Annotated in this window: 15 protein-coding genes and 3 pseudogenes; 12 read left to right on the plus strand and 6 right to left on the minus strand. The window is 67.8% G+C overall.

Features of this window, described 5'->3' with window-relative positions; genetic code table 11:
* Positions 1-454, plus strand: a pseudogene (locus AC1DO7_RS33775) (YihY family inner membrane protein); the annotation flags it as partial.
* Between the two features lie 39 nt (positions 455-493).
* Here the strand turns inward: AC1DO7_RS33775 and AC1DO7_RS33780 are convergent.
* The 3 genes from AC1DO7_RS33780 to AC1DO7_RS33790 all read right to left on the minus strand — a co-directional run bounded on the left by AC1DO7_RS33780 (position 494) and on the right by AC1DO7_RS33790 (position 3,049).
* Positions 494-811, minus strand: a complete 318-nt coding sequence (locus AC1DO7_RS33780; RefSeq protein ID WP_441616476.1) for an Mpo1-like protein — start codon at positions 809-811, stop codon at positions 494-496.
* Positions 812-914: 103 nt separating this feature from the next.
* On the minus strand, positions 915-1,739 hold the full coding sequence (locus AC1DO7_RS33785) for an alpha/beta fold hydrolase (protein WP_441616474.1): 825 nt from the start codon (positions 1,737-1,739) through the stop codon (positions 915-917).
* A complete protein-coding gene (locus AC1DO7_RS33790) occupies positions 1,739-3,049 on the minus strand; it encodes an O-acetylhomoserine aminocarboxypropyltransferase (RefSeq protein ID WP_477117090.1) in 1,311 nt (436 codons plus the stop codon). The genes AC1DO7_RS33785 and AC1DO7_RS33790 overlap by 1 nt, the downstream gene beginning before the upstream one ends.
* A 273-nt stretch (positions 3,050-3,322) precedes the next feature.
* On the opposite strand from AC1DO7_RS33790, the gene AC1DO7_RS33795 reads away from it, so the two are divergent.
* The 5 genes and pseudogenes from AC1DO7_RS33795 to AC1DO7_RS33815 all read left to right on the plus strand — a co-directional run.
* On the plus strand, positions 3,323-3,769 hold the full coding sequence (locus tag AC1DO7_RS33795; RefSeq protein ID WP_441616470.1) for a CBS domain-containing protein: 447 nt from the start codon (positions 3,323-3,325) through the stop codon (positions 3,767-3,769).
* 175 nt (positions 3,770-3,944) lie between these two features.
* A complete protein-coding gene (locus AC1DO7_RS33800; RefSeq protein ID WP_441616468.1) occupies positions 3,945-5,843 on the plus strand; it encodes an MFS transporter in 1,899 nt (632 codons plus the stop codon).
* 46 nt (positions 5,844-5,889) lie between these two features.
* Complete coding sequence (locus AC1DO7_RS33805; protein WP_441616466.1) at positions 5,890-6,600, plus strand: glutathione S-transferase C-terminal domain-containing protein; 711 nt, start codon at positions 5,890-5,892, stop codon at positions 6,598-6,600.
* A gap of 101 nt (positions 6,601-6,701) precedes the next feature.
* A complete protein-coding gene (gene aroC, locus AC1DO7_RS33810) occupies positions 6,702-7,820 on the plus strand; it encodes a chorismate synthase (RefSeq protein ID WP_441616464.1) in 1,119 nt (372 codons plus the stop codon).
* Positions 7,821-7,899: 79 nt separating this feature from the next.
* A pseudogene (locus AC1DO7_RS33815) lies at positions 7,900-9,131 on the plus strand (MFS transporter); the annotation flags it as partial.
* On the opposite strand, the gene AC1DO7_RS33820 reads toward AC1DO7_RS33815, so the two are convergent.
* Positions 9,059-10,165, minus strand: a complete 1,107-nt coding sequence (locus tag AC1DO7_RS33820) for an NAD(P)/FAD-dependent oxidoreductase (RefSeq protein WP_441616462.1) — start codon at positions 10,163-10,165, stop codon at positions 9,059-9,061. The pseudogene AC1DO7_RS33815 and the gene AC1DO7_RS33820 sit on opposite strands and share 73 nt — an antisense overlap.
* A 79-nt stretch (positions 10,166-10,244) precedes the next feature.
* Complete coding sequence (locus AC1DO7_RS33825; RefSeq protein ID WP_441616460.1) at positions 10,245-10,949, minus strand: FadR/GntR family transcriptional regulator; 705 nt, start codon at positions 10,947-10,949, stop codon at positions 10,245-10,247.
* Positions 10,950-11,269: 320 nt separating this feature from the next.
* Here AC1DO7_RS33825 and AC1DO7_RS33830 point away from each other — a divergent pair, with 320 nt between their 5' ends.
* The gene (locus AC1DO7_RS33830; protein WP_441616458.1) at positions 11,270-12,166 is read left to right on the plus strand and encodes a flagellar brake protein; all 897 of its coding nucleotides are present in this window, start codon (positions 11,270-11,272) and stop codon (positions 12,164-12,166) included.
* Positions 12,167-12,344: 178 nt separating this feature from the next.
* Here AC1DO7_RS33830 and AC1DO7_RS33835 read toward each other — a convergent pair.
* Positions 12,345-14,021 (minus strand): annotated as a pseudogene (locus AC1DO7_RS33835) (electron transfer flavoprotein-ubiquinone oxidoreductase); the annotation flags it as partial.
* Positions 14,022-14,365: 344 nt separating this feature from the next.
* On the opposite strand from AC1DO7_RS33835, the gene AC1DO7_RS33840 reads away from it, so the two are divergent.
* From AC1DO7_RS33840 to AC1DO7_RS33860, 5 genes are all read left to right on the plus strand, one after another.
* Positions 14,366-15,151, plus strand: a complete 786-nt coding sequence (locus AC1DO7_RS33840) for an SDR family oxidoreductase (RefSeq protein WP_441616452.1) — start codon at positions 14,366-14,368, stop codon at positions 15,149-15,151.
* Positions 15,152-15,441: 290 nt separating this feature from the next.
* Positions 15,442-16,071, plus strand: a complete 630-nt coding sequence (locus tag AC1DO7_RS33845; protein ID WP_441616450.1) for a TRAP transporter small permease — start codon at positions 15,442-15,444, stop codon at positions 16,069-16,071.
* Positions 16,068-17,372: a TRAP transporter large permease gene (locus tag AC1DO7_RS33850; RefSeq protein ID WP_477117091.1), complete on the plus strand. Its 1,305-nt coding sequence runs from the start codon at positions 16,068-16,070 to the stop codon at positions 17,370-17,372. The genes AC1DO7_RS33845 and AC1DO7_RS33850 overlap by 4 nt, the downstream gene beginning before the upstream one ends.
* A 112-nt stretch (positions 17,373-17,484) precedes the next feature.
* Complete coding sequence (locus tag AC1DO7_RS33855) at positions 17,485-18,513, plus strand: DctP family TRAP transporter solute-binding subunit (protein ID WP_441616446.1); 1,029 nt, start codon at positions 17,485-17,487, stop codon at positions 18,511-18,513.
* Between the two features lie 273 nt (positions 18,514-18,786).
* Positions 18,787-19,180, plus strand: a 394-nt coding sequence (locus AC1DO7_RS33860) for a DUF2968 domain-containing protein (protein ID WP_477117092.1), incomplete at its 3' end; no start/stop codon positions are given.

Here is a 19,180-nt window from a genome sequence, read left to right on the forward strand (position 1 = left end):
ACGCTGCATCGGGGAACTGGATCTCGGGCGCAAGCTGAGGGTGGAAGCCGACTATCTGGCTGGCCTGCTGGGCAAGCTCAAGGCGATGCACCTGGTCGGCAAGCTGGCGCAGGATGGCGGGCAGGCCCATTGGGCGCTGTTGTGCGATCCCGCCCAGGTGACGCTGAGGTCGCTGCACGACAGGCTGGTGCTGAACCTGCCGCGCCTGCCGCGCACGGCGCTGGCGCAGCAACTGGAGGGTGCCGACGTGCTCAAGCAGGTGCTGGACAACCCGCGCCTGGACCAGCCACTGGAGGCCGTGTTCGGGCGCCGGCAGGCGGAGCAAGCTCAGCAAGTGCAGCAGGAAGTGCAGGAAGCGCGGGAGGCGCGGGAAGATGCGTCCGCCTCATCGCCGGCAGCGGGCGCGCGCCGCACGCTGGAGGTGGTGCCGCCGGGCTGGCACGGCCAGATCTGATGGCCTGCGCCGATGGCCTGCGCCGATGGCTGGCGTCGGCTAGAGCGGGATCCTGCCGCGCCAGATGTCGGCGTACATCACCCAGTCCCCCATGAGGCTGTAGAGCGGATGGCGGAACGTGGCGGGGCGGTTCTTCTCGAAGACGAAGTGGCCGACCCAGGCAAAGGCGTAGCCGGAGACCGCCGCCGCGGCCAGCCACCACCAGTTGCCGCTGAGCACCAGCGCCAGCAGGCACAGCAGCGCCACCGTCGACCCCGCGAAATGCAGCCGGCGGCAAGTGAGGTTGCGATGCTCGTTCAGGTAGAACGGGTAGAAGGCGGCGAAGTTCTCGAACTCGCGGGCATGCGCCTGGGACATATCAGGCTCCTTGCTGGGATTCTCGGGTGCTTCCAGTCTAGCCGGGGCGCGGGAAGTGTCCAGAGAGGATCTTCCCGGTCCCCGCGCCCAGGCCGCGGCCCGCTCAGGCCGCCGCCACGACCTTGCGCGCGAACGCAGCCAGCGCGTCCAGCACCTCGTCGGGCCGCTCGCCCATCAGCGCGTGCCCGCACGGCACCGTGACGGTGCTCGCCGACGCCATCCTTGCCGCCAGCGCCTGCGCAGCCTTGGGCGAGGTCATCATGTCCTTGCTGCCGCTGACGAACAGCGCCGGGCAACGCACCGCGGTGGCCGCGGCATCGCCGTTGGCGTAGGCGTTGCAGGCCGAGAAGTCATTGTGGAAGACATGGCCCTGCGGGTTGCGCTGCGCCACGCGCTCCATCAGGCGCTGGCTGCCGCCCTGCATCCACGAGCCCGGCCCTGGCGATGACGGCTTGTTGGCGAGGCTGGAGTGCGACCAGTCGTTGACCATGGCGATGGCCTGGTCCACCTGCTTGAGCGACGCTTCGAGCAGCGCGTCGGACACCTTCATCGGAAAAGCCGTGGCGAGCAGGGCGATGCCGCGCACCGCATCCGGGTGGCGCGCCGCGGTTTCGAGCGCGATCAGCGATCCCATGCTGTGGCCGAACACCAGGGCCGGCGCGGTTACGCCGGCGGCGCGCACCAGCTCCGCCACCCAGTCAGCCATGGCCTCGATGGTCTTGAGCGGCTCGCCTTCGCTGCGGTTGTGGCCAGGCAGGTCTACCGCCAGCACGCCGAAGCCGTGGTGGGCGAACCAGCGCGTCTGCAGGGCCCACACGCTGTGGTCGTTCTGCGCGCCGTGCACGAACACGGCGCACGGCAGGGCCGGGTTGAAGGGTTTGCCGCCGGTATAGGCGTAGGCCTTGCGGCCCGCGATCGTCAGTTCCATCAGGCTTGCCCTCCCTTGCCGCTCATGGCGCGCTCGGCGGCCTTGAGGCCGCGCTTGAGATCGTCGATCAGGTCGTCCGGGTCTTCCAGGCCGACCGACAGGCGGATGGTGCCTTCGCCGATGCCCGCGGCCTGCAGCGCCGCGGCGTCCATGCGGAAGTGCGTGGTCGAGGCGGGATGGATCACCAGCGAGCGGGCGTCGCCCACATTGGCCAGGTGCGAGAACAGCGCGAGGCTTTCGATGAAGCGCTGGCCCGCGGCGCGGTTGCCCTTGAGGTTGAAGCTGAACACGGCGCCCGCGCCACGCGGCAGCAGGCGCTTGGCGAGTTCGTAGTCGGGGTGGGACTCGAGTTCGGGGTAGGCCACTGACTCGACCATCGGGTGCGAGACCAGGAACTGCACCACGCGCCGGGCGTTTTCCACGTGGCGGGCCATGCGCAGCGGCRGGGTCTCGATGCCCTGCAGCAACTGCCAGGCGGCCATCGGGTTGAGGCAGGCGCCGAAATCGCGCAGGCCTTCGCGGCGGGCGCGCAGCAGGAAGGGCGCCACCGTGCTTTCCTCGGTAAACACCATGTTGTGGAAGCCGGCATAGGGCTCSGACAGYTCSGGGAAGCGSCCGGAYGCCTCGAARTCGAASGTSCCGCCYTCGGCCAGCACGCCGCCGATGGTGGTGCCGTGGCCGCCCAGGAACTTCGTGGCCGAGTGATAGAGCAGGCCGGCGCCGTGGTCGAATGGCTTGAGCAGGTAGGGCGTGGTGAAGGTGGAATCGACCAGCAGCGGGATGCCGTTGTCCCGGCCGAGCTCGGCCAGGGTCGGGATGTCGAGCACGTCGAGGCCGGGATTGCCCAGCGTCTCGCCGAACAGCAGCTTGGTCTCGGGCCGGATGGCCGCGCGCCAGGCGTCGATGTCGCGCGCCTGCACGAAGGTGGTCTCGATGCCGAAGCGGCGCAGYGTGTAGTGCAGCAGGTTGTGCGAKCCGCCGTASAGCGCGSTGGACGCCACCACGTGCGAGCCGGCCCCCATCAGGGTGGCCACCGCCAGGTGCAGCGCGGCCTGGCCCGAGGCCACGCCGATCGCGCCGGCACCGTTCTCCAGCGCCGCGACGCGCTCCTCGAACACCGCCACGGTGGGGTTCGAGATGCGCGAGTAGACATGGCCGGCGCGTTCCATATTGAACAGCGAGGCGGCATGCTCGCTGTCGCGGAAGACGAAGGACGTGGTCAGGTGGATGGGCGTGGCCCGCGCGCCGGTGGCGGGGTCGGGGGCGGCGCCGGCGTGCAGCGCCAGGGTGTCGAAACGGGTACCGGACATGGCTTCCAGGGCAAGAGTTGTCTCCGGTGCGCATCGTAGCATCCGCTGCCGCGCCCCGGGGCGCGGCAAACGAAGCGCCGGGGCGGGTTTCGAGGCCCGCGCGCTTTACTTGGGCGGCCGGTTTCGGCTAGCATCGGCCCATCCGGCGGTGCCGCTCCACGTCCGTGCCGCGCCCGTGCGGGTCGCGGCCGGCAGCGAACCGGCAGCGAACCGGCACGATAGCGGCAGTACACCAGCATATACATACAGTAGATTCAGCAAGCGGAGACCACCATGAAAGTCAGCGACATCCTGCAGATCAAGGGCAATACGCTCTTTACCGTGACGCCTGACACCTCACTGCTGCTGGCGGTCAAGACCATGGCCGAGCACGACATCGGCTCGCTGGTGGTGATGGAGTACGGCGAGCTGGTCGGCATGCTGACCTTCCGCGAAATCATCAATACGCTGGCCGCCAACAACGGTTCGGTGGGTACCTTCAGCCTGCGCAAGGTGATGGACGACGCGCCGCTCACCTGCACCATGGAGACCGACGTCAACGAAGTGCGCCGCATGATGCTGGAGCGCCACACCCGCTACCTGCCGGTGCTGGACAACCGCACCCTGATGGGCGTGATTTCCTTCTACGACGTGGCCAAGGCCGTGGTCGAGGAGCAGAGTTTCGAGAACCGCATGCTCAAGGCCTATATCCGCGACTGGCCGGAAGAAAAGACGGATTGAGATCGGGGGCTGGTGCGCGGCCGCAGTACCGCGGGGCGCCGGACGGGCGGCGCCGCGGCGAAACAAGCGCAAGCAAGCGCCGCGGGCATGCCCGCGGCGGCAGGGCATTGCCAGCAGTGTCGCGGGGGCCTTACCCGGGCTTCCGGTTCGCCGGGGTCACCTTTTTCCTGTCTACATGAGCCAACAAAACCAATTTCGACTGCTCCGCTCGCGCCGTTTCGCCCCGTTCTTCTGGACCCAGTTCCTCGGGGCCATGAACGACAACCTGTTCAAGGTTGCCTTCACTTCCCTCGTCACCTACCACACGGCCCTGTTCGAGGGCGTCGACGCCAAGAGCGCGGCGTTCCTGATCTCCGCCATCTTCATCGCGCCCTTCGTGCTGTTCTCCGCCACCAGCGGGCAGATCGCCGACAAGATCGAGAAGTCCAGGCTGATCCGGCTGGTGAAGACGCTGGAGATCGGCATCATGGCGCTGGGGCTGGCCGGCTTCGCCTGGCACAGCGCGCCGCTGCTCTACCTCGGCACCTTCCTGATGGGCCTGCATTCGACGGTGTTCGGTCCGGTCAAGTTCGCCTACCTGCCGCAGCACCTGGACGAAACGGAGCTGGTGGGCGGCAACGGACTGGTGGAAATGGGCACCTTCGTCGCCATCCTGCTCGGCACCCTGCTGGGCGGCGAGCTGGCCGGCCTCGCGCATGACGGCAAGGTGGTGGGGCCGATCTACGTGGGCGCTGCCTGCGTGCTGCTGGCCCTGGCCGGGCGCATGGTGTCCGCGCGCGTGCCGGATTCGCCGGCGCCGCAGCCGGACCTGCGCATCAACTGGAACCCCTTTACCGAGACCTGGCGCAACCTCGGGCTGGCGCGCACCGACCGCACGGTGTTCCTGAGCCTGCTGGGCATCTCCTGGCTGTGGTTCCTGGGCGCGACCTTCCTGACCTCGTTCTTCAGCTTTGCCAAGGACGTGCTGGGCGGCGACCAGAACGTGGTGACGCTGCTGCTGGCGGTGTTTTCGCTGGGCATCGGCACCGGCTCGCTGCTGTGCGAGCGCCTGTCCGGGCGTCACGTGGAGATCGGGCTGGTGCCGTTCGGCTCGATCGGCATGACGGTGTTCGCGCTGGACCTGTTCTTCGGCAGCCGCGGCGAGCACCATGCCGAGCTTTCCGGGCTGGCCGGCTTCGTCGCCGATCCGGGCCACTGGCGCGTGCTGGTCGACCTGTTCCTGCTGGCAATGTTCGGCGGCTTCTACAGCGTGCCGCTGTACGCGCTGATCCAGAGCCGTTGCGCGCCCACGCACCGCGCCCGCATCATCGCGGCCAACAACATCCTCAACAGCTTTTTCATGATTGCCTCGTCGCTGCTGGCGGTGGTCATGACCCAGGCTGGCTACAGCATCCCGCAGCTGTTCCTGGTGGTGGGGCTGCTCAACGCGGTGGTCGCCATCTACATCTACAGCCTGGTGCCGGAATTCCTGCTGCGCTTCGTCGCCTGGATACTCGTGCACACGGTGTACCGCCTGCAGCAGGTCAACGCCGAGCGCATCCCGGCCGAAGGGCCCGCGGTGCTGGTCTGCAACCATGTCAGCTTTGCCGATGCGGTGGTGCTGATGGCTGGCAGTCCGCGTCCGGTGCGCTTCGTCATGGACTACCGCATCTTCAAGGTGCCGCTGCTGTCGTGGTTCTTCCGCCAGGCCAAGGCGATCCCGATCGCGCCCGCGCACGAAGATCCGCAGATGCTCGAGCGCGCCTACGACGAGGTGGCGCGCGCGTTGGGCGAGGGCGACCTGGTCTGCATCTTCCCTGAAGGCAAGATCACCGCCGACGGCGAGATCAATCCCTTCAAGCAGGGCGTGCAGCAGATCATCCGCCGTACCCCGGTGCCGGTGGTGCCGATGGCGCTGCGCGGGCTGTGGGGCAGCTTTTTCTCGCGCAAGGGCGGTGCGGCCATGTCCAGGCCGTTCCGGCGCGGCATCCTCAACCGGCTCGAACTGGTGGTGGGCGACCCGATCGCGCCGGAGCAGGCCACGCCGGAAAGCCTGCAGCAGGTGGTGCAGGGCCTGCGCGGCGAGTGGCGCTAGGCCGTCGCCAGCCTCCCGCTCAATCCGCCGAAAGGAATCACCAATCGTGATTACGCTCTATACCTTCGGGCCGGCGTTCGGCCTGCCCGACGCCAGTCCCTTTGTCACCAAGGCCGAGATGCTGCTCAAGCTGGCCGGGCTGCCCTACCGCACCGCCCAGGGCGGCCTGCGGCGCGCGCCCAAGGGCAAGCTGCCCTTTCTCGACGACGAGGGCAGGGTGGTGGCGGATTCCACGCTGATCCGCTGGCATCTCGAAAAGACCTACCACGTCGACTTCGACGATGGCCTCTCGCCGGCCGACCGCGGCACGGCCTGGGCCGTGGAAAAGATGCTCGAAGACAACTTCTACTGGGCGGTTGCCGATGCGCGCTGGAACCACGACGGCAATTTCGCCAAGGGTCCGGCCATGTTCTTCCGCGCGGTGCCCTGGCCCCTGCGCGGGCTGGCGATGCGCTTCGTGCGGGCCCGTATTCGCCGCATCCTGTGGGCACAGGGCCTGGGCCGCCATAGCGCGGCCGACCTGGCGGCCATTGCCGCGCGCGACGTGGCCGCCGTGTCCGACCTGCTGGGCGACAAGCCCTTCCTGCTGGGCGAGCGGCCCTGCGGCGCGGATGCCACCGTCTTTGCCTTCATCGCCGGCGCCTTGTGCCCGGTATTCGACACGCCGATCCGCGCGGCGGCGGAGTCGCATCCCAACCTGGTGGCCTACGTGGCACGGATGCGCGGGCGCTACTACCCGGAAGCCGCGTCCGCATAGCGGAATCGGAGGCGCCAGGCAGGGGCGGGGCCGGATGGGCGGCAAAGGCCTTACAATGTAGCCCGTCCTCCAATTTTCACGCGCTGTCGCGGATCTCCATCATGTCCGGCAATACCCTCGGCCTGCTCTTCACAGTCACCACGTTCGGCGAATCGCACGGCCCGGCCATCGGCGCGGTCGTGGACGGCTGCCCGCCGGGCATGGCCCTGACGGAGGCCGACATCCAGATCGACCTGGACCGCCGCAAGCCGGGCACGTCGCGTCACGTCACGCAGCGCCAGGAGGCCGACCAGGTCGAGATCCTGTCCGGCGTGTTCGAAGGCAAGACCACCGGCACGCCGATCTGCCTGCTGATCCGCAACACCGACCAGCGCAGCAAGGACTACGGCAATATCGTCGAGACCTTCCGCCCGGGCCACGCCGACTACACCTACTGGCAGAAGTACGGCATCCGCGACCATCGCGGCGGCGGCCGCTCGTCGGCACGCCTGACCGCGCCGGTGGTGGCGGCGGGCGCGGTGGCCAAGAAGTGGCTGCGCGAGCAGTACGGCACCGAGATCCGGGGCTATATGTCGCAACTTGGCGAGATCCGCGTGCCGTTCACGGACTGGGCCGAGGTGCCGCAGAATCCGTTCTTCGCGGCCAATGCCGAGATCGTGCCGGAGCTGGAAACCTATATGGACGCGCTGCGCCGCGACGGCGACTCCGTCGGCGCGCGCATCGAAGTCGTGGCCAGCGGCGTGCCGGTCGGGCTGGGCGAACCCCTGTTCGACCGCCTCGACGCCGATATCGCGCACGCCATGATGGGCATCAATGCCGTCAAGGGCGTGGAGATCGGCGCCGGTTTCGACAGCGTCAGCCAGCGCGGCAGCGTGCATGGCGACGAACTGACCGCCGAGGGCTTTCGCACCAATAACTCCGGCGGCGTGCTGGGCGGCATCTCGACCGGCCAGGACGTGACCGTCTCGCTGGCGATCAAGCCCACTTCCAGCATCCGCACCCCGCGCGAGTCGATCGACAAGACCGGCCAGCCGGCCACCGTGGAAACCTTCGGCCGCCACGATCCCTGCGTGGGCATCCGCGCCACGCCGATCGCCGAAGCCATGCTGGCGCTGGTGCTGATCGACCATGCGCTGCGCCAGCGCGCCCAGTGCGGCGACGTCAAGGTCGACACGCCGCGCATCCCCGCCCAGGCGCCGCAGTCCGGCCAGCCGCGCTGAGTTGGCGCAGGCCCGGCCGCAGGCCAAGGAGAAGGCCGGTAGCGCGCAGGCCGCGCGCGTCTCCGAGACGCGCTTCGGCTTGTTCTATCTTGGCTACTATGGCTATGTCGGCGTTATCTCGCCCTATGTAAGCCTGTTCTTCGCCGGGCGTGGCTTCACGCCCGTGCAGATCGGCGTGCTGATGGCATGCTTCCAGGTCAGCCGCATCGTCGGACCGTACTTCTGGGGCTGGCTGTCCGATGTCATGCATACCCGGGTGCGGCTGCTGCGCCTGGCCGGCGTCACCGCCTTGCTTGCCTTCCTGATGGTGCCCGGCATTACCAGCTATGGCGGCATGATGGCGATGATGATCGGGCTCAACCTGATCACCAGTGCCATGTCGCCGCTGGGCGACGCGCTCACCATTTCCACGCTGCGCCGCTACGGCGCCTTCGATCACCGCTACGGGCGCATCCGCATGTTCGGTTCGGCCGGCTTTATCGCGGCCGTGCTGCTGGGCGGGGCACTGTTCGAGCGGCTCGGCATGGAAGCCTTCCCGTGGCTGGCGAGCGCCATGCTGGCGCTGTTCCTGGTGGTGGTATTCGGCATGCGCGACGCCGTCGAGGAGGGCCCGCGCGTGAAGCCGCCGCCGGCGCTGCCGCTGCTGCGGCGTGCCGATGTGCGCTGGTTCTTCGGCTCGGCCTTCCTGATGATGTTCGCCCATGCCGCGCTATACGTGTTCTATTCGCTCTACCTGGAGCAGCTCGGCTACAGCAAGTTCGCCATCGGGGTGATGTGGACCATCGGAGTGGTGGCGGAGATCGTGTTTTTCTTCTACCAGGGCCGGCTGTTCGCCGCGCTGCCGCTGCGCGCCATCCTCGCCGGCACCTTCGTGCTGGCCGCGCTGCGTTTCGGGCTGACCGGCTACCTGGCCCGGCTGGCGTGGCTGATGGCGCTGGTGCAGGTGCTGCACGCGGCCACCTTCGGCGCGCATCACAGCGCCAGCCTCAAGCGCCTGCAGCGCTGGTTCGGCGGTCCCTTGCAGGGGCGCGGCCAGGCGCTCTACACCGGGATCTCCTACGGCCTGGGCGGTACCTTGGGCGGCCTGGCGATGGGCTGGACCTGGAAGGCGCTGGGGCCCTCCCATACCTTCGGCCTCGCCGCGCTGGCGGCCGCCGGCGGCGCGTTGTGCGCGCTGATGACTTTCCGGGCCGAGGCCGCCGAGGCTGCCGAGAGCGCCGGCGCCGGAAGCTAGGCGCTCAAAGCAGGCTCGCCACGCGCTCGGCCAGCGCCAGCGATGAGGTGAGCCCCGGCGACTCGATGCCGAACAGGTTGACCAGCCCCGGCACGCCATGGGTGGCCGGGCCGTCGATGCGGAAGTCGGCGGCCGGCTCGCCGGGGCCGCTGATCTTGGGGCGGATGCCGGCATAGCCCGGCTGCAGCGCGCCATCGGCCAGCGCGGGCCAGTAGCGCCGCACTTCGTCGTAGAAGCTGTCCGCGTCGGACGGATCCACGCCGTACTCGATTTCGTCGATCCAGCGCACATTGGGGCCGAAGCGCGCCTGGCCGCCCAGGTCGATGGTCAGGTGCACGCCCAGGCCGGCGGCTTCCGGTACCGGGTAGATCAGCCGCGAGAACGGCGCGCGCCCGGCCAGCGTGAAATAGCAGCCCTTGGCGTAGTACTGCGGAGGAATGTGCGCGGGCGGCATGCCTTCGATGCTGCGCGCCAGCGCCGGTGCCGTGAGCCCGGCGCAATTGATGACAGTACGGGCCAGCAGCGTGGTGTCGGCCGCGCCGTCCGCGCCGCCGACCTCCAGCCGGATGCCGTCCGGCGTGATCGCGCCGCGCGCCACCGGCGACTGTACCGCCAGCATCGCGCCGGCATTCTCGGCGTCGCCCAGCAGGGCCAGCATCAGGCCATGGCTGTCGACGATGCCGGTGGAGGGCGAGAGCAGGGCGGCGTGGCAATGCAGGTTGGGCTCCAGCGCCTGCGCCTCRGCCTGGCTGATCAGCTGCAGGTCGTGCACGCCGTTGGCGGCGGCCTTGGCGCGGATTCCTTCCAGCGTGGCGACCTGGCCCTGCGTGGTCGCCACGATCAGCTTGCCGCAGCGCTGGTGGCTGACGTGGTGCGAGGCGCAATAGTCATAAAGCATCGCCTTGCCACGCACGCACATTTCCGCCTTCAGCGAGCCCGCCGGATAGTAGATGCCGGCGTGGATCACTTCGCTGTTGCGCGCGCTGGTGATGGTGCCGAAGGCATTCTCGGCTTCCAGCACGATTACCTCGCGGCCCTGCATGGCCAGCGCCCTGGCGATCGCCAGGCCCACCACGCCCGCGCCGATCACCACGCAATCTACCTTTTCCATCGTCCTCCCCTTGTGTCGTTGCTTGTGCCGCCGTGCATCGCGCGCCTGGCGGCGGATTCTCTGTCGTCTCGCGGTCGCGTCAGGACTGGCCGAGCTCCAGCCCCATGCGTTTTGCCGCCGCAGCCAGGTGCCGGCGCGCGGCCTGGCGTGCGGCGCTGGCGCTGCCGGCGGCGATGGCTTCGACCAGCGCCGCGTGTTCTCCGTCGGCACCCAGCGAGCCGCCACGAAAGCGCGCGGCGTTTTCCCACGCGGTTTGCCGCGCCGACAGCAGATGCTGGCCGACGAAGTCCGTCAGGCCGGTAAAGCAGGGGTTGTGCGCGGCCTGGGCGATGGCATGGTGGAAGGCTACGTCGGCCGCCGCGGCGCTGGCGAAGTCCTGCCCGTGCTCGCGCATGGCGGCCAGGGCCGCGCGGATGGCTTGCAGGTCGCTCTCCGAGCGGCGCAGGGCAGCCATTTCGGCGCAGGCGCACTCCACCACCATGCGCAGTTCGAACAATTGCACGAGCGTCGGGCCGCCCTGTGGCGCGCTGGGCATGCGCCATACCTGGCCGCCAGGGGTCTGCGAGACATAGGCGCCGGAGCCTTTGCGGGTGACCAGCACGCCGTCCGCCTTCAACTGCGCGATGGCTTCGCGCACGATGGGGCGGCTCACGCCGAAGGTCTCGCCCAGCGCGGCCTCGGCCGGCAGGCGGGCGCCGGCGGCGAAGCGGCCGGTGGCGATGTCGGCGCGCAGGGCATCGGCAATGCGGGAGGCCAGCGATTCGGGGCGGTTCAGGATTGTCATGGTTATCTGTAAGGCTGTCAGACAGCTTTACGGCATTCTCGGCGGAAAGCCGGCCGGCGTCAAGGCGCAAGGCTGATGCGGTGCAAGCCGGTGCTCAAGGTTTTCCGGCGGCGGCCGATAGCAAGTCAGATGAGATGCGCTATTCACCTGGGACATCGCGGACGCCTGCATGGCGGTCCGCCCGCGCGGTTTGGCGGCGGCCCCGGGCAGCCGCATCACGCGCTGAGCGCTTCGCTAGGTGGCGGCCGGGGGGCATGCGTCCCGCCGGCTTGCCGTTGGATCTGTCACGTCCCACAGATGGGCGTCTACCGCTGCTTCCCATGATTGCACTTACTCCTGACGATCTCCCGGTTGGCCAGCCGTTGCCCTGGTCCTTGCTGGACGAAAGCGGAAACCTCGTGCTCGGCAGCGGCAGCGTGATCCCCGAGGATCGCGACGTCGCGCTGGTGTTCCGCCACGGCGCGGTCTGCCGGCCCGCGGACGAACCCGGCGAACCCGCCGACAACGAGCGCCAGGCCAGCGCCGGGCCCTTTGGCCTGCAGGTCGGCACGCTGCTGCAGATCAAGACCCAGGGCCATGTCGGCCGCGCGGCGGCCAGCCGCCTGATCGGCTTTGTCGACCAGGGCATGTTCGTGACCTGGCCGCAGCTGGGCGGCAAGGAGCTGCAGATGAAGCCGGGGGAAACCGTGCTGCTGCGTGGCTTCTCCGGCCACGCCATTCTCAGCTTCGAATGCACGGTGACCGCGATCTGCCGCAGTCCGTTCCGCTATCTGGTCTTGTCCGCGCCGGCGCAGATGCAGCAGTTGCCGGTGCGCAAGGCAACCCGCGTGCCGACACGGCTGGCTGCCTATATGGTGGACCCGGGGAGCGCAGAGGAGGGCGCCGCTGAAGAGGCCGGCGCGCCGCACGAGCGCAAGGCGTCGCGGCTGGTGATGCTGACCGACCTCAGCACCGGCGGCGCGCAGATCGAGGCCGCCGATGCCGTGCCCGCGCCCGGCACGCCGGTGCGGCTGTGCTTCCACTTGCGGACCGCCGCGCTCGACAGCGAGATCATGGTCGATGGCGTGGCGCGCAACGCGACCCCGATCTCCGCCGCTTCCGGCTTCCCGGTGTTCGGCGTGGCCTTCGACGTGCTGGGCGAGCGCGAGCTGACCCTGCTGCAGTGCTATATCTACGAGCAGTTGCTGACCAGCGCCAGCATGCAGGTCCCGGCCTGATGGCGCAGTGCCGCCGGCCCGTTCATGCCGGCGTTTGGAGTCAACCGCCTAACGCGCCATCTTGCCGCCAACGCGCGCTTCGTCTTTACTGCTCGCAGCAGAAAAACAGGGGCGCGGACGGGCCTGCCGGCCTTGGTCGTCGCCGCGCCCGACAGGAGACCGTATGAAGCGCAATATACATGCCCACGTAGTTCGGGCCGCCGCCGCCTTCCGGCGTCACCCACACGATGTTCTGCGTGGGGTCCTTGATGTCGCAGGTCTTGCAGTGCACGCAGTTCTGCGCATTGATCTGCAGGCGTTCCTTGCCGTCGTCGTTCTTGACGAACTCGTACACGCCGGCCGGGCAGTAGCGGCTCTCAGGGCCGGCGAACTTGTCCCAGTTGACGTTGACCGGCACGCTGGCGTCCTTCAGCGTCAGGTGGGCCGGCTGGTTTTCCTCGTGGTTGGTGTTGCTGATGAACACCGAGCTGAGGCGGTCGAAGGTCAGCTTGCCATCCGGCTTCGGATAGGCGATCTGCTCGCATTCGGCGGCTGGCTTGAGGTAGACGTGGTCCGGCTTGGTGCGGTGGATGGTCCAGGGCGGGTTGCGGATGCCAAGCTTGGGCAGCAGCCATTGCTCGATGCCGGTCATCAGCGTGGCGGTGGTGCGGCCCTTCTTGAACCACTGCTTGAAGTTCTTGGCCTGCAGCAGTTCCTTGTGCAGCCAGCTGTTCTCGAACGCCACCGGGTAGGCTGTCAGCTCGTCGTGCTGGCGGCCGGCCTGCAGGGCGTCGTAGGCGGCTTCGGCGGCCATCATGCCGGTCTTGATGGCGGCGTGGCTGCCCTTGATGCGCGACGCGTTCAGGTAGCCGGCGTCGCAGCCGACCAGCGCGCCGCCCGGGAACACGGTCTTGGGCAGCGACAGCAGGCCGCCGGCGGTGATGGCGCGCGCGCCGTAGCCGATGCGCTTGCCGCCTTCGAAGTACTTGCGGATCTCCGGGTGGGTCTTGAAGCGCTGGAATTCCTCGAACGGCGACAGCCAGGGATTGGTGTAGTCCAGGCCGACCACGAAGCCGACCGCCACCTTGTTGTCTTCCATGTGGTAGAGGAAGGAGCCGCCGTAGGTGGCCGGGTCCAGCGGCCAGCCGGCGGTGTGCACCACCAGGCCGGGCTGGTGCTTGGCGGGATCGATCTCCCACAGCTCCTTCAGGCCGATGCCGTAGCTCTGCGGGTCCTTGCCGTCGTCGAGCTTGAAGTGGGCGATCAATTGCTTGCCGAGGTGGCCGCGCGCGCCTTCGGCGAAGATGGTGTACTTGGCGTGCAGCTCCATGCCGAGCTGGAAGTTCTCGGTGGGCTCGCCGTCCTTGTCGATCCCCATGTTGCCGGTGGCCACGCCCTTGACCGAGCCGTCCTCGTTGTAGAGCACTTCGGCGGCCGGGAAGCCCGGGAAAATCTCGATGCCGAGCGCTTCGGCCTGCTGGCCGAGCCAGCGCACGAAGTTCGACAGGCTGACGATATAGTTGCCGTGGTTCTGGAAGCAGTCGGGCAGCAGCGGGGCGCCCTTGGCGCCGGTTTCATCGAGGAACAGGAACTTGTCCTCGGTCACGGGCTGGTTCAGCGGCGCGCCCAGTTCCTTCCAGTTGGGGAACAACTCGTTCAGCGCGCGCGGGTCCATGATGGCGCCGGACAGGATATGGGCGCCGGGCTCGGAGCCTTTTTCCAGCACGCATACGTTGACGTCGTTGCCTTTCTCCTGGGCGAGTTGCTTCAGGCGGATGGCGGTTGCCAGGCCGGCGGGACCGCCGCCGACGATGACAACGTCGTATTCCATGGCCTCGCGGGGGCCGTATTGCTCCAGGAGCTGCTGCTGATTCATTGTCTCTAACCCTCTATTCTTGGCAACTTGCGCGCAATTGTGGGAAATCCGTGTGCGGTGATTCGGGGAATGCGGTGGCCGGGCCGGTCAAGGCGACGCGGAAAGTGGTGGCGCAGAGCCAATCGCGGCCATCTGCGCGTTTTTCCTCTTTCCCTTTGAGGCCCGAGTTCTTAGAATCTCCGGCATTGTCCGGGACTCGCCATGGTCAGGCAAGATTTTTTTTGGAACGACCGTTCTTTTTTTTGATATGCTGCCTTTCGTTTTGCCAGGCAGTTTTCGTGAGGAGCGCCCCCCGGCCCGGGCCATGGCAGGTGACGGCGGGGGCTCCGAATATAGAGGTCATCATGGGTTTGTCGATCAATCTGGAAGGCAAGGTTGCGCTGGTAACGGGCGCTTCGAGCGGTCTGGGCACGCGCTTTGCCCACGTCATGGCGGCCGCGGGCGCCAAGGTGATACTGGCATCGCGCCGTACCGAGCGTCTCAAGGAGCTGCGCGCCGCGATCGAGGCCGAAGGCGGCAGCGCCCATGTGGTGCGGCTTGACGTGACCGATCCGGACAGCATCCGCGCCGCGGTGGCGCACGCCGAGACCGAGGCCGGCGCGATCGATATCCTGGTCAACAATTCGGGCGTCTCCACCACGCAGAAGCTGACTGATGTGACGCCGGACGACTTCGATTTCGTCTTCGACACCAACACGCGCGGCGCTTTCTTCGTGGCGCAGGAAGTGGCAAAGCGCATGATCGCGCGCGCCAAGGGCGCCGAGAAGAACGGCAATCCGCTGCCGCAGTCGCGCATCGTGAACATCGCCTCGGTGGCGGGGCTCAAGGTGCTGTCGCAGATCGGCGTGTACTGCATGAGCAAGGCGTCGGTGGTGCACATGACCAAGGCCATGGCGCTCGAATGGGCGCGCCACGGCATCAACGTCAATGCGATCTGCCCGGGCTATATCGATACCGACATCAATCACCATCACTGGGATACCGATGCCGGCCAGAAGCTGATCCAGATGCTGCCGCGCAAGCGCGTGGGCAAGCCGGAAGATCTCGATGGCCTGCTGCTGCTGCTGGCCTCCGACCAGTCGCAGTTCATCAACGGCGCGGTGATCACCGCCGACGACGGCATGGTGTAAGCGGACGCGGGCGGCTTCGCCCGCGTCCTGCCAGGCCGGTCCCGCTGCGCGCCAGAAGTGCGGGCGGGACGCGCGTTTTCCCGGCCCAGGGCTTATCCGGTCCCCTTGGGCGCGAGGCGCGAATGGCCTGGCGGCAGCCCGGCCTGCGGTCGCTGGCGGGCGTAAAAATTCCCCCATGTTGCGCAGACTTGGCATAATCCGCCATGTCTTGAGATTAAGTCTTTACATAATTCAGAAGAAAATCCGCAAGCGGCCGGCGTGCCGCGCGGACCGGACCGGAGGCCGGGGAGATGCAAGCAGACAGGGAGGGGCGGCGCGATGCCGGCCCGCAACACGTCACGGCCGTGCCGGACGAAGCTGGTGCCAGCCAGCCACTGGAAAACACCACGGACGGCGGCGACATCGGTTTCAGGGTCCCGCCGCGCATCGAGGACTGGATCGGCGTGATCGTCATGGCGCTGCTGGTGTGCATCACGTTCGCCAATGTGGTGGTGCGCTATTTCACCGACGAATCGTTTGCCTGGACCGAGGAATTCTCGGTCTTCCTGATGATCGTGCTGGCCCTGGTGGCCGGCAGCGCGGCGGTGGCGCGCGACCGCAATATCCGCATCGAGTTCTTCTTCGAGCGCGGCAGCGCGGCGCGGCAACGGCGCCTTGGCGTGTTCTCGGCACTGATGGTGGCGGTCATGTTCGTCGCGCTGGCGGTGCTGGGCGCGCGCGTGACGTGGGACGAGTACGCCTTCGGCGAAACGTCGCCCGGCATCGGCATCCCGAGCTGGTGGTACTCGGTCTGGCTGCCGGTGCTGTCGGGGGCCATCGCATTGCGGGCGTTGGGCCTGGCGGCGCGCAACCTGCGCGCGCTCAGGGCGCTGCATGCGCAGCGCGTCAATGGCGCGCCGGCGTCGGAGTCCGCGCCATGACTCTCGTTGCGATTACCTTGTTCGTGGTGTTCCTCGGGCTGATGATGCTCGGGGTGCCGATCGGCGTCTCGCTGGGCCTTGGCGGCCTGGTGGCGATCGGCCTGTCCAACCTCGACACGCAGATGTTCGGCCTGCTGGCCGTGCCGCAGAATTTCTACGCCGGGCTGGCCAAGTATCCCTTGCTGGCCATCCCGATGTTCGTGCTGGTCGGCTCGATCTTCGACCGCTCCGGCGTGGCGCAGCGGCTGGTCACCTTCGCCATTGCCATCGTCGGCCGCGGCCCCGGCATGCTGCCGCTGGTGGCGATCCTGGTGGCGATGTTCCTGGGCGGCATCTCGGGCTCCGGCCCGGCCAACGCGGCGGCGGTGGGCGGCGTGATGATCGCGGCGATGTCGCGCGCGGGCTATCCCGGCGCGTACAGCGCGGCCGTGGTCGGCGCGGCCGCCGCTACCGACATCCTGATCCCGCCCTCGGTGGCCTTCATCATCTACAGCGTGCTGGTGCCCGGCGCCTCGGTGCCGGCACTGTTTGCCGCCGGCATGATCCCCGGCATCCTGGCCGGCTTGGCGCTGATCGTGCCGGCGGTGTGGCTGGCGCGCAAGCACAATATGGGCGCCATCGAGGCCGGCTTGCCGCGCCCGCCGTTCTGGAAGAGCCTGCGCGAGGCGGCCTGGGGCCTGGTCGCGCCGTTCCTGATCCTGGGCGGCATGCGCGCGGGCTGGTTCACGCCGACCGAGGCCGCCGTGGTGGCGGTGGTGTACGGCCTGTTCGTCGGCATGGTGATCTACCGCAGCATCGGCATGCGCGACCTCTTCGTGATCTTCCAGGAGGCGGCGGAGACCTCCGCGGTGATCTTGCTGGTGGTGGCGCTGGCCGGCATCTTCRCCTATGCGCTGTCCACGCTCGGCGTGATCGATCCGCTGGCCAATGCCATCGCGCATTCCGGCCTGGGCGAGTACGGCGTGCTGGCGCTGATCGTGGCCTTGCTGATGACGGTGGGGATGTTCCTCGACGGCATCTCGATCTTCCTGATCTTCGTGCCGCTGCTGCTGCCGATCGCCAACGCCTTCCACTGGAACCCGGTGTGGTTCGGCGTGGTGCTCACGCTCAAGGTGGCGCTGGGGCAGTTCACGCCRCCGCTGGCGGTGAACCTGATGGTCTCGTGCCGGATCGCGCGCGTGCGCATGGAAGAGACCGTGCCCTGGGTGGTCTGGATGCTGCTGGCCATGTTCATCGCCATGCTGATGGTGCTGGCCTATCCGCCGCTGGCGACCTGGCTGCCGGACCGTCTCGGTTATTGAGCGGCATTGACCGTGTTGCGACGGGGCGGCGATGCTGCCCCGGCCGCCATCCGCGGGCAGTGCTGGAGCAGTACATAAGAAACGCACAACACATCCTGAGAGGAGAGAACAGATGAAACGTCGTGCCCTGATGCTGTCGCTGGCAGCCACCATCGCCGCCGCTGCCCTCGCGCCCGCTGGCGCCATGGCGCAGAGCTACAAGTCCGAATACAAGATGTCGCTGGTGCTCGGTCCCGCGTTCCCGTGGGGCAAGGGCGGCGAGATCTGGGCCGACCTGGTGCGCCAGCGCACCAGCGGCCGCATCAATATCAAGCTCTACCCGGGTACTTCGCTGGTGGCCGGCGACCAGACCCGCGAGTTCTCGGCGATCCGCCAGGGCGTGATCGACATGGCGGTAGGCTCGACCATCAACTGGTCGCCCCAGGTCAGGGAACTGAACCTGTTCTCGCTGCCGTTCCTGATGCCGGACTACAAGGCGCTGGACGCGCTCACGCAAGGCGATGTCGGCAAGTCGATCTTCGCCACGCTGGACAAGGCCGGCGTGGTGCCGCTGGCCTGGGGCGAGAACGGCTTCCGCGAAGTCTCCAACTCCAAGCATGAGATCCGCAAGCCGGAAGATCTCAAGGGCATGAAGCTGCGCGTGGTGGGCTCGCCGCTGTACATCGAGACCTTCAACGCACTGGGCGCCAACCCGACGCAGATGAGCTGGGCCGATGCGCAGCCGGCCATGGCTTCGGGCGCGGTGGACGGCCAGGAGAACCCGCAGTCGGTGTTCGCCGCCGCCAAGCTCTACACCGTGGGCCAGAAATTCGTCACCACCTGGGGCTACGTGGCCGACCCGCTGATCTTCGTGGTCAACAAGCAGATCTGGGAAAGCTGGACCCCGGCCGACCGCGAGATCGTCAGGCTTGCTGCCATCGACGCCGGCAAGCAGGAGACGGCACTGGCGCGCAAGGGCCTGGTGGAAGCCGGCGCCCCGGCCTGGAAGGACATGGAGACCCATGGCGTGAAGGTGACCCAGCTGACGCCGGCCGAGCACGACGCTTTCCGCAAGGCGACCGCCAAGGTCTACGACAAGTGGAAGAAGCAGATCGGTACCGACCTGGTGGCCAAGGCGGAAGCCTCGATCGCCAAGCGCTGAGCGCAACGGTCGTTCATGCTTGGTCCAAAGGTTTGGTCCAAAGGGGGGGAGGCTGACGCTTCCCCCCTTTTTTGTTGCGAGGTAAGGCTGCATTTGCTATCAAGCGTGACAAAACGCGGCCGTTAATACACATGCTTGCTAGAATTCGCCGGTGACCGTGTGCGCGTGGCGCATCATCGCGGTCGCGACGGTGTCCTTGGCATGCTGCCGTGGCTTTGCCGCCATGGTTATGTCCCAGAACCCGAACCCTCGCCCAGTCCAAGCCGGAACGCCATGTTGAACAACTCCCGCCGCGCCCCCTTGCTAGCCAGCCTGATCGGCCTGGCGTTGTCGATGTCCGCCGCTGGCGTGCTGGCGGCCGTCGAGCCCGTAACGGCATCGGCAGCGTCGCTGGGCGCGGGTGCGGCACCGGCCGACAACCTGCAGGCGTCGTCTGCCTCGCTGGGGCTGGTGTCCGAACTGCAGCAGCGCTTGCGCGACCGCACCGTGCGCGAGCTGCGCACCAGCTACAACGGCGACTACGGCACCACCCTGATGCTGGCCGACGATCAGGTGGTGTGCTACGTGGCGCTGTTCTATCAGAAGAATCTGTGGCGGGTCTTCCGCTTCGAGTCGATCGGCGCCRCCGAGCAGGCTTACCGCCAGGTGACCAGGCAGAGCGCGGCCT

Source organism: Cupriavidus sp. 05N40, assembly GCF_056397305.1.

What these genes read in the sequence shown, in the direction of transcription:
- AC1DO7_RS33780 (WP_441616476.1), bottom strand. Translation starts at nt 811, where the DNA reads ATGTCCCAGGCGCATGCCCGCGAGTTCGAGAACTTCGCCGCCTTCTAC.
- AC1DO7_RS33785 (WP_441616474.1), bottom strand. Translation starts at nt 1,739, where the DNA reads ATGGAACTGACGATCGCGGGCCGCAAGGCCTACGCCTATACCGGCGGC.
- AC1DO7_RS33795 (WP_441616470.1), top strand. Translation starts at nt 3,323, where the DNA reads ATGAAAGTCAGCGACATCCTGCAGATCAAGGGCAATACGCTCTTTACC.
- AC1DO7_RS33800 (WP_441616468.1), top strand. Translation starts at nt 3,945, where the DNA reads ATGAGCCAACAAAACCAATTTCGACTGCTCCGCTCGCGCCGTTTCGCC.
- aroC (WP_441616464.1), top strand. Translation starts at nt 6,702, where the DNA reads ATGTCCGGCAATACCCTCGGCCTGCTCTTCACAGTCACCACGTTCGGC.
- AC1DO7_RS33825 (WP_441616460.1), bottom strand. Translation starts at nt 10,949, where the DNA reads ATGACAATCCTGAACCGCCCCGAATCGCTGGCCTCCCGCATTGCCGAT.
- AC1DO7_RS33830 (WP_441616458.1), top strand. Translation starts at nt 11,270, where the DNA reads ATGATTGCACTTACTCCTGACGATCTCCCGGTTGGCCAGCCGTTGCCC.
- AC1DO7_RS33840 (WP_441616452.1), top strand. Translation starts at nt 14,366, where the DNA reads ATGGGTTTGTCGATCAATCTGGAAGGCAAGGTTGCGCTGGTAACGGGC.
- AC1DO7_RS33845 (WP_441616450.1), top strand. Translation starts at nt 15,442, where the DNA reads ATGCAAGCAGACAGGGAGGGGCGGCGCGATGCCGGCCCGCAACACGTC.
- AC1DO7_RS33855 (WP_441616446.1), top strand. Translation starts at nt 17,485, where the DNA reads ATGAAACGTCGTGCCCTGATGCTGTCGCTGGCAGCCACCATCGCCGCC.